At 63.2% G+C, this 15,269-nt stretch carries 15 protein-coding genes and 1 pseudogene; 11 read left to right on the top strand and 5 right to left on the bottom strand.

All coding sequences use genetic code 11. From position 1 onward, the window contains the following. Positions 1–15: 15 nt before the first annotated feature. Entirely contained in the window at positions 16–1,467 is a 1,452-nt protein-coding gene (hydA, locus tag NKJ72_RS00720; protein ID WP_352475407.1) for a dihydropyrimidinase, read from the top strand. A gap of 2 nt (positions 1,468–1,469) precedes the next feature. Then, positions 1,470–1,838, top strand: a complete 369-nt coding sequence (locus NKJ72_RS00715) for a hypothetical protein (RefSeq protein WP_352475406.1) — start codon at positions 1,470–1,472, stop codon at positions 1,836–1,838. A gap of 35 nt (positions 1,839–1,873) precedes the next feature. On the opposite strand, the gene NKJ72_RS00710 is transcribed toward NKJ72_RS00715, so the two are convergent. Then, positions 1,874–2,278 carry a cupin domain-containing protein gene (locus NKJ72_RS00710; protein ID WP_254819033.1) on the bottom strand — a complete coding sequence of 135 codons (405 nt, stop codon included), beginning with the start codon at positions 2,276–2,278 and terminating at the stop codon, positions 1,874–1,876. Positions 2,279–2,424: 146 nt separating this feature from the next. On the opposite strand from NKJ72_RS00710, the gene NKJ72_RS00705 reads away from it, so the two are divergent. From NKJ72_RS00705 to NKJ72_RS00685, 5 genes are all read left to right on the top strand, one after another. Next, a complete protein-coding gene (locus NKJ72_RS00705) occupies positions 2,425–3,216 on the top strand; it encodes an ABC transporter ATP-binding protein (RefSeq protein ID WP_352475405.1) in 792 nt (263 codons plus the stop codon). Positions 3,217–3,680: 464 nt separating this feature from the next. Then, positions 3,681–4,559 carry an ABC transporter permease gene (locus NKJ72_RS00700; RefSeq protein WP_352475404.1) on the top strand — a complete coding sequence of 293 codons (879 nt, stop codon included), beginning with the start codon at positions 3,681–3,683 and terminating at the stop codon, positions 4,557–4,559. After that, the gene (locus NKJ72_RS00695) at positions 4,556–5,692 is read left to right on the top strand and encodes an ABC transporter permease (protein WP_352475403.1); all 1,137 of its coding nucleotides are present in this window, start codon (positions 4,556–4,558) and stop codon (positions 5,690–5,692) included. The genes NKJ72_RS00700 and NKJ72_RS00695 overlap by 4 nt, the downstream gene beginning before the upstream one ends. A gap of 38 nt (positions 5,693–5,730) precedes the next feature. Continuing rightward, the gene (locus NKJ72_RS00690) at positions 5,731–6,702 is read left to right on the top strand and encodes an ABC transporter substrate-binding protein (protein ID WP_254819029.1); all 972 of its coding nucleotides are present in this window, start codon (positions 5,731–5,733) and stop codon (positions 6,700–6,702) included. A gap of 147 nt (positions 6,703–6,849) precedes the next feature. Continuing rightward, positions 6,850–7,302 (top strand): CHRD domain-containing protein, encoded by a 453-nt coding sequence (locus tag NKJ72_RS00685; protein ID WP_352475402.1) that lies wholly within the window; start codon positions 6,850–6,852, stop codon positions 7,300–7,302. Between the two features lie 67 nt (positions 7,303–7,369). Here NKJ72_RS00685 and NKJ72_RS00680 read toward each other — a convergent pair whose 3' ends face one another. The 3 genes from NKJ72_RS00680 to NKJ72_RS00670 form a co-directional block, all read right to left on the bottom strand. Next, positions 7,370–9,019, bottom strand: coding sequence for a thiamine pyrophosphate-binding protein (locus NKJ72_RS00680; protein WP_352475401.1), 1,650 nt, complete (start codon positions 9,017–9,019; stop codon positions 7,370–7,372). After that, complete coding sequence (locus NKJ72_RS00675) at positions 9,016–10,191, bottom strand: CaiB/BaiF CoA transferase family protein (protein ID WP_352475400.1); 1,176 nt, start codon at positions 10,189–10,191, stop codon at positions 9,016–9,018. Before NKJ72_RS00675 ends, NKJ72_RS00680 begins: the two co-directional genes overlap by 4 nt. Positions 10,192–10,269: 78 nt before the next feature. Continuing rightward, on the bottom strand, positions 10,270–11,205 hold the full coding sequence (locus tag NKJ72_RS00670) for an alpha/beta fold hydrolase (protein ID WP_352475399.1): 936 nt from the start codon (positions 11,203–11,205) through the stop codon (positions 10,270–10,272). Between the two features lie 266 nt (positions 11,206–11,471). On the opposite strand from NKJ72_RS00670, the gene NKJ72_RS00665 reads away from it, so the two are divergent. The 4 genes and pseudogenes from NKJ72_RS00665 to NKJ72_RS00645 all read left to right on the top strand — a co-directional run bounded on the left by NKJ72_RS00665 (position 11,472) and on the right by NKJ72_RS00645 (position 13,780). Then, a complete protein-coding gene (locus NKJ72_RS00665) occupies positions 11,472–12,257 on the top strand; it encodes an alpha/beta fold hydrolase (RefSeq protein ID WP_352475398.1) in 786 nt (261 codons plus the stop codon). Next, a pseudogene (locus NKJ72_RS00660) lies at positions 12,254–12,523 on the top strand (MarR family transcriptional regulator); the annotation flags it as partial. The gene NKJ72_RS00665 and the pseudogene NKJ72_RS00660, both read left to right, overlap by 4 nt. Before the next feature lie 175 nt (positions 12,524–12,698). After that, a complete protein-coding gene (locus NKJ72_RS00650) occupies positions 12,699–13,091 on the top strand; it encodes a hypothetical protein (RefSeq protein ID WP_352475747.1) in 393 nt (130 codons plus the stop codon). A 74-nt stretch (positions 13,092–13,165) separates the two neighbouring features. Then, positions 13,166–13,780 (top strand): hypothetical protein, encoded by a 615-nt coding sequence (locus NKJ72_RS00645; RefSeq protein ID WP_352475746.1) that lies wholly within the window; start codon positions 13,166–13,168, stop codon positions 13,778–13,780. A 27-nt stretch (positions 13,781–13,807) separates the two neighbouring features. Here the strand turns inward: NKJ72_RS00645 and NKJ72_RS00640 are convergent, their stop codons facing one another. Beyond that, entirely contained in the window at positions 13,808–15,103 is a 1,296-nt protein-coding gene (locus NKJ72_RS00640; RefSeq protein WP_352475397.1) for a GGDEF domain-containing protein, read from the bottom strand. Positions 15,104–15,269: the final 166 nt, after the last annotated feature.

The following is a 15,269-nucleotide window of genomic DNA, read 5'->3' as shown; positions in this document are numbered from 1 at the left end:
CAAGGGAACAAGAAAATGACCAAAGTCATCAAGAATGGCACCATCGTCACCGCCGACCGGACGTGGAAGGCCGATGTGCTGTTCAAGCACGGCAAGATCATCGGCATCGGACCGGATCTGCATGGCGACCATGAGTTCGACGCCAGCGGCTGCTATGTGATGCCGGGCGGCATCGACCCGCATACCCATCTCGAAATGCCGTTCATGGGCACCTATTCGGCCGATGACTTCGAATCCGGCACCCGCGCGGCCCTTGCAGGCGGCACGACGATGGTCGTCGATTTCTGCCTGCCATCGCCGCAGCAATCGCTGCTCGAGGCCCTGCAGATGTGGGACAACAAGACCTCGAAGGCGTCCTGCGATTATTCCTTCCACATGGCGATCACCTGGTGGGGCAAGCAGGTGTTCGACGAAATGGCCACCGTCGTCGACAGGGGCATTACCTCGTTCAAGCATTTCATGGCCTACAAGGGCGCGCTGATGGTCGACGACGACGAGCTCTATTCGTCGTTCCAGCGCTGCGCCGATCTTGGCGCGCTGCCGCTGGTCCATGCCGAGAATGGCGACGTGGTGGCCGCCCTGTCGCAGAAGCTGCTGGCGGCGGGCAACAACGGCCCGGAGGGGCACGCCTATTCGCGCCCGCCGGAAGTGGAAGGCGAGGCGACCAACCGCGCCATCATGATCGCCGACATGGCTGGCGTGCCGCTGTATGTCGTGCATGTCTCCTGCGAGCAGGCGCACGAGGCCATCCGCCGCGCGCGGCAGAAAGGCATGCGGGTGTTCGGCGAGCCGCTGATCCAGCATCTTACGCTGGACGAGAGCGAGTATTTCAACAAGGACTGGGACCATGCGGCGCGCCGTGTCATGAGCCCGCCCTTCCGCAACAAATGGCACCAGGATTCGCTGTGGGCCGGCCTGCAGGCCGGGTCGCTGCAAGTGGTGGCGACCGACCATTGTGCCTTCACCACCAAACAGAAGCGCAACGGCGTCGGCGACTTCACCAAGATTCCGAATGGCACCGGCGGGCTCGAGGATCGTTTGCCGGTACTGTGGACGACCGGCGTCAACACCGGCCGGCTGACGATGAACGAGTTCGTCGCGGTGACCTCGACCAACATCGCCAAGATACTCAACATGTACCCGAAGAAGGGCGCCATCGTCGAAGGCGCGGACGCCGACATCCTCGTCTGGGACCCGAAGCGCAAGAAGAAGATCACGGCCAAGAAGCAGCAGTCGGTGATCGACTACAACGTCTTCGAAGGTTTCGAGGTGACCGGCCTGCCGCGCTTCGTCTTTTCGCGCGGCGAACTGTCCATCGAGGAAAACGAAGTCAAGGCAAAGCCCGGCCATGGCGAGTTCGTCGCTCGTGAGCCGAACGCGGCGGTCAACCGGGCACTGTCGACCTGGAAGGAGATTTCCGCGCCGCGCAAGGTGGAACGTACAGGCATCCCGGCGACGGGCGTTTGAGCTTGGCGAGCCACGGTGCGATTATCTCACTGGCCGCGGTGATCCTTGCCGCCCGGCCGGCGGCGGCTGACGTCCTTGCCGGCTCCTATGGCAATGGGGTCGGTTGCGCTGGCGTACGGCTCGGTTATCAGGACAGCGACGATTATGTCGTGCTGACCGCCGACGGCGTCGAAACCTATGGCAGCGGCTGCGAGTTCGCACGGCGATTGACGACGATGCCTGGCACCCAGTTGTTGAACTCCACCTGTTTCGCCGAGGGCGAGGAGGGGACGACCACGGATGCCGTCAAGGTCGTCAACAAAGGAGGGGATGGTTTCTTCGTGACCATTCCCGGCCTTGAGGAGATAGGGCCGCTGAAATCATGTTCGTGACGGTGCCGATGACGGCCGCCGCCTCGATGCCGGCTTCAGGCGACCAACCCGTCCAGTGCCGGCAGCAGGACGACGCTTTCCTGTTCGTTGGGATCGGTGCGGGCAATGACCGCCGAGGCGGGGCTGTCGCTCAGATTGGCCGGCAGATGCGGCACGCCGGCCGGAATGTAGAAAAGATCGCCGGCCTTGACCACGATATGCTGTTCAAGCCGGTCGCCATACCAGGTATGGACTTCGCCGGAGAGCACATAGATCGCGGTTTCATGGTTTTCGTGCAAATGCGCCTTGGCGCGGGCACCCGGCGGCATGGTCAGCAGATGCATGCAGATGCCGGACGAGCCGACTGTTTCGGCGGCGATGCCGGCAAAATAACTCAGGCCCTGTTTGCCTTCATAAGAGCTTTCAGGGCGGATAAGATGGCACGTCGGTTTGGGCGACATCGGGGTAACTCCGGGCGTCTATCTGATGGGACAAGGGCGCGTCGATTTGGGGCGAGTAGGACTGGGCGAGTGGAAAGCAACATCGGGGTAAAATCAATGGGATTCCGGCCGGCGCCGCAGTGGCCGGAAGCGACAGGCTACGGCCGATGACGGGAGTATCGCCAGCCGTTGTTTTGGCAAGCAAGCTTGGCCTGACCTTCCAGACCAACGATGGTCCGGTGCAGGCGCTGTCTAATGTCGACCTGACCATCGGCAAGGGCGAATTCGTGTCCTTCATCGGGCCCTCCGGCTGCGGCAAGACAACCTTGCTGCGCGTGATCGCCGATCTGGAGAAGCCGACATCGGGAGCCATCTCCGTCAACGGCATGACGCCCGAGCAGGCGCGCCAGAGCCGCGCCTATGGCTATGTCTTTCAGGCGGCCGCACTTTATCCGTGGCGCACGATCGAGCGCAACGTGGCGCTGCCGCTGGAGATCATGGGCCTGTCCAGGGCGGAGCAGGCGGCGCGCATCAAGCGAACCCTCGACCTCGTCAACCTCAGCGGCTTCGAGAAGAAATACCCCTGGCAGCTCTCGGGCGGCATGCAGCAGCGCGCCTCGATCGCGCGGGCGCTCGCCTTCGACGCCGACCTTTTGTTGATGGACGAGCCGTTCGGCGCGCTCGACGAGATCGTGCGCGATCACCTCAACGAACAGTTGCTGGAGCTTTGGGAACGAACCAACAAGACCATCTGCTTCGTCACGCATTCGATCCCCGAGGCGGTGTATCTGTCGACGCGCATCGTCGTCATGTCGCCGCGCCCGGGGCGTGTCAGCGACGTCATAGAATCGACGCTGCCGAAAAAGCGGCCGCTCGATATCCGCGAGACGCCGGAGTTCCTGGCCATCGCCGCGCGGGTGCGGGACGGGCTGAGGGCGGGGCACAGCTATGATGATTGAGGCGGCGCGGAACGGGCTTGCGCGTTCGGAGGTGCATCGCCCTCGCGAGGGAGGCGCTAACCGTGCATTCGTCATCCTAGGGCGGAGCCGCCGCGAAGCGGCGTGCGCAGACCCTAGGATCCATGCCGTGACGTCGGCCGAAACGCGCAAGCGGTCGAGAATAAGCGCCGGGCAAGCCAGCGCAAGCGCCGTTCCTTCCAGAGAGGGAGCTATTTTCAGCACCGCTTCGGAACGGGAAGGTAACGGAATGGATCCTAGGGTCTGCGCCGCGTCGCTTCGCTCCTCGCTGCGCCCTAGGATGACGAAGGGGTGGTTGGGGGCGCCCTTTACGCACGCCGCTTCGCGGCTGCTCCGCCCTTCGAAAGAAACGAATGCCGGGGCGAAAGTGCCCGGCCTCCGCTTCGCTCCAGCCACCCTCTCCCCGTTGGGGAGAGGAGGGCGCTTACCCGGCGAGGCCTGCTAGAATGGACTCGTTTCGCGACAAGATCGTTCCGGTGACCTCGATCCTTCTGGGCGTTGTCGTCGTCTGGTACGTCATGGCTGTCGTCCTTAACACGCCGTTCCAGCGCGATCTCGACCGCCGCGCCAATCAGACACCGGGTATTGTGGAATTCATCGGTAAGACGCTGGCGCAGCCGAAGCCGACGCTGCCGGCGCCGCATCAGGTGGCAGTGAATTTCTTCGAAAACACCTTTCTGCGCAGCATCACCTCGAACCGCAGCCTTGTCTACAATGCCTGGGTGACGCTGTCGTCGACGCTGCTCGGCTTTGCCTTCGGCACGGCGCTCGGCATCGTCATCGCCGTCGGCATCGTGCATGTGGCGACGCTCGACCGCAGCCTGATGCCGTGGATCATTGCCTCGCAGACCATTCCGATCCTGGCGGTGGCACCGATGATCATCGTTGTGCTGGCCGCTGTCGGCATCACCGGGCTGATCCCGAAGGCGCTGATCTCGACCTATCTGTCGTTCTTCCCGGTGGCGGTCGGCATGGTGAAGGGGCTTCGCTCGCCCGAGCTTACCCATCTCGACCTGATGCACACCTATAATGCCAGTCCTTCGCAGACCTTCTGGAAATTGCGGGTGCCGGCCTCGGTGCCGTTCCTGTTCACCTCGATGAAGGTGGCGGTGGCCGCCAGCCTGGTCGGCGCCATCGTCGGCGAGCTGCCGACCGGCGCCGTCGCCGGCATCGGCGCCAAACTGCTCGCCGGCGCCTACTACAGCCAGACCATCGACATCTGGTCGGCGCTGGTTGCCGGGTCGGTGGTCGCGGCGCTGCTGGTTATGCTGGTCGGCATTGCCGGGCGCCTTGTCGACCGCGCCATGGGCGGGAGGCCGGCATGAGCTCGCTCCTGAGCCTTTCCTCAATCACGCCTCGATCCTGGCAGGGGTATGCCGCGCTTGTCCTGTTTGTCGGCGCGCTGCTTGTTTTGCCGCTCGTCAGTGCTACGCCCGGTTACGGCATGGCGACTACGGTTTCGATTTTCATTCTGCTGCTCGTGGCAATCGAGGCCGACAACTTTCCACCGATGATCGGGGTGGTGTTGCTGTTCCTTGGCGCGCATGGCGCGGCGTGGATGCTGCTCGCCGGCATAACCGGCAATGAGGGCAGCGCTCGCGCATCGTTCTATCTGCTGCTCGCCGCCGCGTGGTTTTTGGCCTGGCGCTGCGTAACCGTGTTGTCGTCGTTTCGCCCGATATCGCGCTGGGCGTCAACCGCCCTGCGCCTGATCATTCCGGCCATCTTCGGCGCCTGGATCCTGATCATCTGGGAAGCGGTGACGCGCGGTGCCGGCATTCCCTTTATCCTGTTGCCGCCGCCAAGCGCCATCGGTGCCCGCATCGTCGGCTCGCTGCCGGTGCTGGGGGCCGATGTCAGGCAGACCATCTTCAAGGCGGTCATCTTCGGCTATGTAGTGGGGAGCAGCGCCGGCTTCCTCGTTGCCATCGCCGCCGACCGCGTGCCGTTCCTGCGGCGCGGGCTTTTGCCGATCGGCAACATGGTGTCGGCGCTGCCGATCATCGGCGTCGCGCCGATCATGGTCATGTGGTTCGGCTTCGACTGGCAGTCGAAGGCAGCGGTGGTCATCATCATGACCTTCTTCCCGATGCTGGTGAACACCGTCGCCGGGCTTGCCGCCTCCGGCCATATGGAGCGCGACCTGATGCGCACCTATGCCTCGAGCTATTGGCAGACGCTGTTCAAGCTGCGGCTGCCGGCGGCCGCGCCCTTCATCTTCAATGCGTTGAAGATCAATTCGACGCTGGCGCTGATCGGCGCCATCGTCGCCGAGTTCTTCGGCACCCCGGTGGTCGGCATGGGGTTCCGCATTTCGACGGAAGTCGGCCGGATGAACATCGACATGGTGTGGGCCGAAATCGCAGTTGCAGCACTTGCGGGTTCGGTCTTTTATGGCGTGGTCGCTCTTTTCGAAAGAGCAATCACGTTTTGGCATCCCTCTGTCCGTGGTGGATAGGGCGGTGGGTTTAGGGCGCTAACTTCAGAGGGTAAAACATGAAAAGACTTGTTGTTTCGATGCTGGCCGGCGCGATGTCGCTTGCCGCGTTCCAGGCGATGGCCGCAGACAAGGTGACACTGCAGCTGAAATGGGTCACCCAGGCACAGTTTGCCGGCTATTATGTCGCCAAGGACAAGGGCTTCTATGAGGCCGAAGGCCTCGACGTCGAGATCAAGCCCGGCGGTCCCGATATTGCGCCGGAGCAGGTCATCGCCGGCGGCGGTGCCGACGTCATCGTCGACTGGATGGGCGGCGCGCTGGCTGCCCGCGAAAAGGGCGTGCCGCTGGTCAACATCGCCCAGCCGTTCAAGAAAGCCGGTATGGAGCTGGTCTGCCCGAAGGACGGGCCGGTCAAGACAGAAGCCGACTTCAAGGGCCACACGCTCGGCGTCTGGTTCTTCGGCAACGAGTATCCGTTCTATGCCTGGATGAACAAGCTTGGCCTCAAGACCGATGGCGGGCCGGACGGCGTCACCGTGCTTAAGCAGAGCTTTGACGTGCAGCCGCTGATCCAGAAGCAGGCGGATTGCATTTCGGTGATGACCTATAACGAGTACTGGCAGCTCATCGACGCCGGCTACAAGCCGGAAGAGCTGACCGTCTTCAACTATTCCGCCATGGGCAACGATCTGCTCGAAGACGGGCTCTATGCCCTGGAGGACAAGCTCAAGGATCCGGCCTTCGAGGACAAGATGGTGCGTTTCGTGCGCGCTTCGATGAAGGGTTGGAAATACGCCGTCGACAATTCCGACGAAGCGGCTGGCATCGTCATGGACAATGGCGGCCAGGACGAGAATCACCAGAAACGCATGATGGGCGAAGTCGCCAAGCTGATCGACAATGCCGATGGCAAGCTCGATCCGGCGACCTACGAGCGCACCGCCAAGGCGCTGCTCGACCAGAAGATCATCAGCAAGGAGCCTACCGGCGCCTACACGACGGCGATCACCGACAAGGCCATCAAATAGGGCTGTCAAACTGGCTTGTAGCGGAAAAGGGGCGGGCGACCGCCCCTTTTTAGTGGGATGTAAAATGAACGTTACCGGCGGAAACATCCGCTCGCAAAATCGTTGTGCCGGTGCATCCGCCTCAAGGGTGTCACAACGGAGGTTTCCATGCGCATCCAGTCCTTCACGCCGATGCTTTCGGCGCTGGCCATTTCTGCAGCCATCTTCTCTGCTTCACCGGCCTTGGCCGAAATCATAAAGATGACGGCGACGCTCGATGGTGCTCAGCAGAGCCCACCCGTCACAACGAAGGGCAAGGGCACCGCCACGCTCAGGTTCAACACCACAACCAAGAAACTCAGCTGGACAGTGAGATATTCCGGCCTCAGCGGGCCGGCGAAGGCCGCACACATTCACGGCCCGGCGGCAAAGGGCGAAAACGCCGACCCGGTGATACCGTTCGAAGGCAAGCTGAGGAGCCCGATCAAGGGCTCGGCGACGTTGACCGATGCCCAGGCGACCGATTTGGAGGCGGGCAAGTACTACGTCAACATCCACACTGCGGCCCACGCGGATGGCGAGATCCGCGGGCAGATCGAAAAGGCGCCGTCGACGATGTAGCGCAGCGATCATAGCGCTGCATCAACCTGTTGAAGTTTGGGAAGGGATTCGACCTTCCCGTTGGCGCTCAGGCCCTGTCCCGTATCTGGGTCATGGTCCGCGTCGGCGTGATTGCCTCGGGATCGAGCCTGATCTCGACGATCGACGGTTTGCCGCTGGCGCGGGCGCGTTCGAAGGCCGGCGCGAAGTCGGCGGTCCTCTCGACTGTTTCGCCATGACCGCCATAGGCACGCGCGAGCGCCGCGAAGTCGGGATTCTTCAAATCCGTGGCGACGACACGGCCGGGATATTCGCGCTCCTGGTGCATGCGGATCGTGCCGTAGATGCCGTTGTTGACGACAATGACGATAATCGGCAGTGCGTATTGCACGGCGGTGGCGAATTCCTGGCCGTTCATCAGGAAACAGCCGTCGCCGGCGAAGGCGATCACGTCGCGGTCGGGGAAAAGCTGCTTGGCGGCGACCGCCGCCGGCGTGCCGTAGCCCATCGAGCCGGATGTGGGTGCTGCCTGCGTGCCGAAACGCCGGAAGCGATGGTAACGATGCACCCAGGTGGCGTAGTTGCCGGCACCGTTGGTGAGGATGGCGTCGTCAGGCAGCATCGTTTCGAGATAATTCATGATCGGCCCCATCTGGACGGTGCCGGGGCCGCTCTCCGGAGGCGTCGACCAGTCGAGATAAGCGGCGTGCAGCTTCGCTGCCTCAGCCGCCCACACCGGCCCCGCGGCCGGCTTGCGTCGGGCAAAGGCTTCGACGAAAGCGGCAGGCGAGGCATTAATCGCCAGCGCCGGCCGATAGACGCGGCCGAGCTCGCCGGCGTCGGCATGGACATGGACCAGTGTCTGGTCGGGGTAGGGGCTCTTCAGCAGCGTGTAGTCGGATGACGGCATCTCGCCCATACGGCCGCCGATGAGCAGCACAAGGTCGGCCTGCTTGATGGCGGTTGCTACCTTGGGGTTGATCCCGATGCCGACATCGCCGGCATAGTTCGGGTGGAGATGGTCGAACAGCATCTGGCGGCGGAAGGAGCAGCCGACCGGCAGCGACCAGGCTTCGGCTATCGTCCGCATCCGTGCAACGGCCGGCGCGTCCCAGCGCGTACCGCCGAGGATGACGAAGGGCCGCTTTGCCTTGTTGAGCAACCCTTCCAGCGCGTCGAGCTCGACTTCGCCGGGCCGCGTCTCGACAGGGGTGTAATGCTGGGCTTCCGGTGCCTCGGCGAGGCTGGTCAGCATGTCCTCGGGCAGCGAGATGACGACCGGGCCGGGCCGACCGGAGGTCGCCACCGAAAAGGCCCGCGTGACGAATTCAGGGATGCGTGCGGCGTCGTCGATCTCGACCACCCATTTGGCGATATCGCCGAAGAACCTGACGTAGTCGACTTCCTGGAAGGCCTCGCGCCCCTTGGCGTGGCTGGCGACCTGGCCGATGAACAGGATGAGGGGGACCGAATCCTGCATCGCGATGTGGATGCCGGCCGAGGCATTGGTGGCGCCGGGGCCGCGGGTGACGAAGCAGATGCCGGGCCTGCCGGTCAGGCGGCCGTGGCAGTCGGCCATCATCGCGGCACCACCCTCCTGGCGGCAGACGATGGTGCGGATCGGTGAATCATGCAGCGCGTCGAGCACCGCCAGATAGGATTCGCCGGGTACGCAATAGATACGGTCCGTTCCGTTGGTTTCGAGCGCATCGACGATGAGTTGTCCGCCGGTCTTCATTTTCCTGACCTCTCCAGTTCGGCAAGGATTTCTTCGGTGTGTTCGCCGAGACGCGGTGACGGACGTTCATAGACCAGCGGCGTGCCGGACATGACCATCGGCGCCCGCACCGAGGGCAAGAGATTGCCATGGCCGTCATTGAGGTCGAGCCGCATGCCGCGCGCGATAGTCTGCGGGTCGGCAAACATCTGGCCTATGTTGTTGATCGGGCTGGCCGGCACGCCGGCGGCTTCGAGCCTGGCCAGCAGCGGATCGCGATCGAAGGCCTTCAGCGCCTCGATCATGTGCTCGCGCAGCTTCGCCCGGTTGGCGACGCGGGCTGGATTGGTAGCGAAGTCAGGGTTCGACGCCAGCTCGTCGAGGCCGACGGCAGCGCAGAACTTTGCGAACTGGCCGTCATTGCCGACCGCCAGGATGATGTGGCCATTTTTCACCGGCACCACTTCGTAGGGCGCGATGTTCATATGCGCATTGCCCATCTGCACCGGCGACTGTCCGGAGACGAGGTAGTTGAGGTTCTGGTTGCCGAGCGTCGAGATCTGGGTGTCGTAGAGCGCCATGTCGATATGCTGGCCTTCGCCGGTCTTCTCGGCATGGCGAAGCGCCGCCTGGATGGCGATGACCGAATAAAGCCCGGTGAAAACATCTGATATAGCGACGCCCGCCTTTTGAGGTTCGCGCCCGGCTTCGCCGGTGATCGACATCATGCCGGCCATGCCCTGGATGATGAAATCATAGCCGGCGCGCGGCGCATACGGCCCCGACTGGCCAAAACCGGTGATCGAGCAATAGATCAGCCGTGGGTTGATTTTCCTCAGGCTGTCATAATCGAGGCCGTATTTCTTCAGTCCGCCGACCTTGAAGTTTTCGATCAGCACATCCGATGTCGCGACCAGCCGGCGCACCGTCTCGGCGCCCTCGGGCGTCGAGAAATCGATGGCGATGGAGCGCTTGCCGCGGTTGCAGGAATGGTAATAAGCGGCTGAAAGGTTCTCGCCGTCATGGCCGATGACGAAGGGCGGTCCCCATTTGCGGGTGTCGTCGCCACCGTCCGGGCTCTCGACCTTGATCACGTCGGCGCCGAGGTCGGCAAGCAGCTGTCCGGCCCATGGCCCGGCGAGGATGCGTGCGAGTTCGATGACGCGGATGCCTTTGAGCGGAGGCTCAGTCATGGATCACCGTGGTTGATCGAAAGTGCAGCCTCTATCAATCCCGCGCGCCGCTGTCACGGCCCTTGCAATGGGCCAGTATTACCGTGCCCTCAGCACGCGATCGGCCCAGGCGGCAAAATCGTCCATGATGACGTCTCGGTTGATCTCGTTCAGGCTTTCGTGGCGGGTTTTGGCGTAAACCTTTGAAACGAGATTCGAAAAGCCCATCATGTGCATTCGGCCGGCAAGATGGCTGACCGCCTTGCCGCCGTGCGAGGCCGGATCTTGCTCGCCTCCGACCAGATTGACGAACAGGTCGCGCCGCACGCCGGAGAAATTGCGGTCGCTGCCGCAATGCAGCGTCATCTTGACGATGTCCTGCCACATCGACACCGATGCGTCCCAGCCGCAGAGCGGGTCGGCGATGTACTTCTCGACTTCGGCGGCATCGCGCGACAGCCAGTCGAATGGCGTCCGGCGATCGGGCACTGCCTTGCCCCAGGCCCGGAACGTCAGCCGGGGCAGCATGCGCGACGGTACGTCTGAGCCAAGCCGGAACCTTTCCCAGGCAAGCACGCCCAGCGCGATTTGGCCGAGCCGTCCGGCCGAGAAATTGCCGTTCCAGATCGCGGTGGCATGGATGCGCGCCGAGTGGTGGAGGACAAAGTTCAGCGCGACCGACGCGCCCAAGGAGTGGCCGAAGACGATGACCGGCAGGCCAGGTTGTTCCCTGGCGATGAGATCATGGACGGCGGCGACATCGGCGATGACCTTGGCACCGCCATCCGCATCGGCGAACCTGCCCGGTGGCGCATCGGGCGCCTTGGTGGCGCCGTGGCCACGGTGATCGTGCGCGTAGACCTGGTAGCCGCGCTCGCCGAGGAAATCGGCGAAGCGGGCATAGCGCGCCGCGTGCTCGGCCAGCCCGTGATTGATCTGGACAATGGCGCGCGGTTGGCCGGTGGCGTGTTTCACATAAAGGTTGAGCTCGGCGCCGGTCGGCGATGCCAGCATCCTCTGCTTGTCAAATGGCATGTCTCGCTCCCGTCGGCGACTGTTGGGCGACGCGGCGATCGACGTCAAGAGACGTAGGTACCCATTCGACGGCAATTGACAGTATACTGTCAATGTGATTACATGACAGCATACTGTCAAATTGTCAGCGGCAGATTGCGGGTATGACTGTGAAAACCACCGGGGCCATTTCGCGGCGTGCAATCTTGCTGGCGGGCTTCGCCTTCACGACGGCCACCCTGTTGTCAGGGATTGCTGCGTTCAGTCAGGAAACCAGGGAGATGACCATGATGACGTCCACTGTTCCAGGCCCGCAAGGCCAGCTTGCCACTTACAGGATCAACGCTGGCAATGGCCTGCCGATCATGTTCCTGCATGGAGATTGCAGCCGCGCTTCCCACTGGGACCGCGTGATGCAGCTCTCCGTCGAAGGCCGCGAGGCGGTAGCCTTCGATTTTCGCGGTCATGGCGCCTCCGCGCCGGCGCAGGACGGTGACTACGGTTATGACGGTCGTGCAATGGATGTCGGTGCCGTGGCCGACGCGTTTGGCCTGAAGCGGTTTCTCATTGTCGCGCACAGCGGCGGCGGTGGCGTGGCGCTCGCTTATGCCGCCAGCCATGCCGACCGGGTCGCCGGTGTCTTGCTCGTCGACCCGGCGACCGATCCTCGTGCGCTGCCGCAGGCGATTCGTGACGGCTTTGTCCGCGATCTGGCCGGTCCGCAAGGCCGTGATGTCCTGAACGCCTATTACACGTCGATTGCCGGCCCTAACGCGGCTGTTCGCCAGCGTGTTCTGGCCGATGCGGCAGTGGTCGATCCGGCGGCGAGGGCAGGTGTCGGCAAGGCGCTGGCCGAATGGAACCCGGAGCCGGCACTCGATGCGTATCGCGGGCCTATGTTCGTTTTGGCTACCGAGGCCAGTGACACTCCAGCCGCGCTCCACCGGCTGCGCACGGACATTCCGCGCCAGATCGTGGCGGGCAGCGGCCATTGGGTGATGCTTGACAAGCCCGAGGTCGTAGCCGAAGCCGTTAATAATTTCGTCGCGACCATCGAGGCCGGCCAGAAATGACGACCAGGACCGAAGCGGCAAATGTGCTCACCGAACTGGTGCTTGCCGTGTTCAGGATGAACGGCAGTTTTCTGGACGCGGCCGACCGGCTGGCCGCTCCAACCGGGCTGACGGCAGCGCGCTGGCAGGTTTTGGGTGCAGTTTTGAAGGAGCCGAAATCTGTGGCCGACATCGCCCGCGACATGGGTCTCGCCCGTCAGAGTGTACAGCGGCTGGCCGACATACTGGCTGCGGAGGGGCTTGCCGTCTACGCCGACAACCCGGCGCATCGCCGCGCCAAGCTGTTGTCGATAACCGATGCCGGCCGGGCAGCGGTCAAGAATATCGGCACACGCCAGCATGTTTGGGCGAACCGCATTTCGGAGGGTATGGACCGCGTCCTTGTTGCCGGCCAGCAGATCATAACTCTGACCAGCCGCGGTCGAGACATTGCCGGGATTCTTGCCGCTCTTGATCGCCTGCGTTGCCGGACAGGCGGCGTCGGCGACGAAAGAGCCGGTCATCTTCACATCGGCCCGCGCCGCGCTTGCGCCTACTCACTATCTCATTCGCGTGCCGGGCGCCGATCCGGAGCGCCGCTGGGTCAAGATCAGCTGCGGTCACAGCCTCTCAATGCGCTGGCGATTGTTTTTACGGCCGGCGAAAGAAATCGTAATTCTGACATGTCGCAAGTTTCTAGCTTGCGGCGTGATTCACGAGGAGTGCCGGAATGCGGATTTGGGCGATATGGGGGGCGGTGTTTCTTGCGTTTGGCGGCGCCTGCTGCTTGCCTCGGCGCCGACAGCCAAGGCCGGCTGCCCGAAGGGCGCGGTCGATGCCGTCGGGTTCCAGTAAACAGGCCGTACGCGACTGTCGCTTTGCACCGGGGATGGTATGATCCCGGGGGGTATCATTCGCAGGGGGTGGCGATGAGTGGCGTGACGAGCGGCGCGCTGGCGCGGTTGGCGTTCTGGGCCAAGGGCATGACGGCGACCCGCGACGGCCATATGGAGTGGCCGGGCTTTTCCTACACCGAAGTGGAGTGGGCGCGCATGGCCACGCTCGCCAAACCCGTCGACGGCGGCACGTACCAATTGTTCACGCTGGTCAACGCGGCGATCTTCATCGCCATCGCCGCGTTCGGGATATTCTGTATCTTCCTGCCGCTGGCGGCGCTGCTGTTCCCGCTACCGGCCGAAACCAGTGCGCAGAAGTTTTCGCTGCTCCTAGCGGCATGCGCCTTGCTGATCATCGGCATCGGCCTGCCTATCTCGCTGCGTCTTTCGACCGCGCTGGTGGCGCCGAAGGCAATGCGGGCCGCACTTGTCGCCGTGCCCGGCGATCAGGCGCTTGCGGCAAAAGTGTCATGGCAGATCAACCGGATCACGCTCGTGCTCTGCGGCCTGCTGGTACCGGGCATTCTTCTGTTCATTGCCTACGACATCGAAGCCGGCCCGATTATTACCGCGTTGAAATGGCTGGCGATCGCGCTGATGGCGGTTTCGGTTGCGATCGGCGCATGGCAGCGGCGCAAACAACCCTGATTGAGCCAATCGCAGGCCAGGGTAGCGTTACGCGCCGGCGCTGCGCTCCGGCCTGGTCCATGTGTTGCGCCCGTCTGCTTCGTTGCCGCCCGGTTCGCCGACAACGCGATCGCGTCCCGTGGATTTGGCCTTGTAGAGACGCTGGTCGGCCAGCGCGAAGAGATCGGCAAGGCAACGGGTCGTCTCGCTGACCGTCGAGATGCCGGCGCTGACGGTAATGTCGAACCGGCTGGTGCTCGCGGACGTCTTGACCGCTTGCCTGACGGTCTCGCCCAGCAGTCTGGCGAGCGGCTGCGGACGCCAGCCGAGGATGGCGAATTCCTCGCCGCCGATCCTGAACAATTGATCGTCGGTCCCGACAAGTTCGCCAAGCAAAATTGCCAGGGCTTTCAGCACCCTGTCGCCCTCGGCATGGCCGAAGCGGTCGTTGATCGATTTGAAATGGTCGACATCGATGATCAGCAGGCTGAGCGGCCTGGCGGTCCGCAGGCTGGTGGCCACGGCGGCCTCGCCGTCGCTGTCGAAGCGCCCCCTGTGCAGGAGGCCGGTGAGGCCGTCGCGACCGACATGCTCGACCAGCGCCTCATAGCGCTCGCGATAGGTCAGCGTGTCGAAAATGTCGGAAAGCCCGCGCGGCGCCGGCACCTGCCGCGCCTCGAACCACCTGATATAGGTGACCAGCATGGTGCTGTAGACCACGGCCGCTGCCATCTTGGCGAACCAGCCGCCGAAAAACACGGCGACCGGCGCACCGGTGACGAAATGCAGCGCCGTGAAAAAACCTGCCTGGTCGAAGGTGAGCACGCAGGCGACGCAGACCAGGATGCGGGTGAAAAGCGCCTTGCGCAGATATTTGCCGAGCTTTTCATAGAGCAGAATGACCAGGATGGCGTCGACGAACAGCAGCGTCGTGCCCCACACCATCAGCCAGCCCATCTCGTCGATGAAGCCGATGTCGGGAAGCTTGCCGTCGGGCAGCGGTGCGATGTCGTGCAGGCGCAGGATCAGCACGAGCCCGATCATCAGGGCATTGCCGAGCAGCAGGCCGTAGATCGGCTGGCGGACAGTTGCCGCGTCCTCCTTGATGTAGAGCAGGAGCAGCATGACCAGCTTGCCGGAAAAGAGCACGGCCGAACCCGGCGATACCATGCCGAACGGCAGCGCGACGTAGAAGACGCTGGCGAGATAGGTTTCCAGGAAATGCATGACGCCAAGGGCGCAAACAAAGACGCCGAGGCCGATGCGGCCCCTGAACCGGAAAAGCGTGACCATGATGCCGAAATAGAGAACCGCTTCGGCAAAAAGCAGGAAACTGTTCAACACGGCCCGATCTCTCTCCCCGAAATCGCGGCTGCCAGCGATTTCCTATCCAACATTGTTTGACGCGGAATGGTTAACCGGAGCTTTCGCCTGGGTGCCGGCACGAAATGAAGCGGCTAAGCGTTTGTGGGTGCGACCAAATCCGCTTGGGGCCAAAACTGTTTGCCGT

Origin of the sequence: Mesorhizobium sp. M0045, assembly GCF_040323385.1 — a bacterium.
Lineage (GTDB): Bacteria > Pseudomonadota > Alphaproteobacteria > Rhizobiales > Rhizobiaceae > Mesorhizobium.
This window is presented reverse-complemented; position numbering and strand designations above follow the sequence as displayed.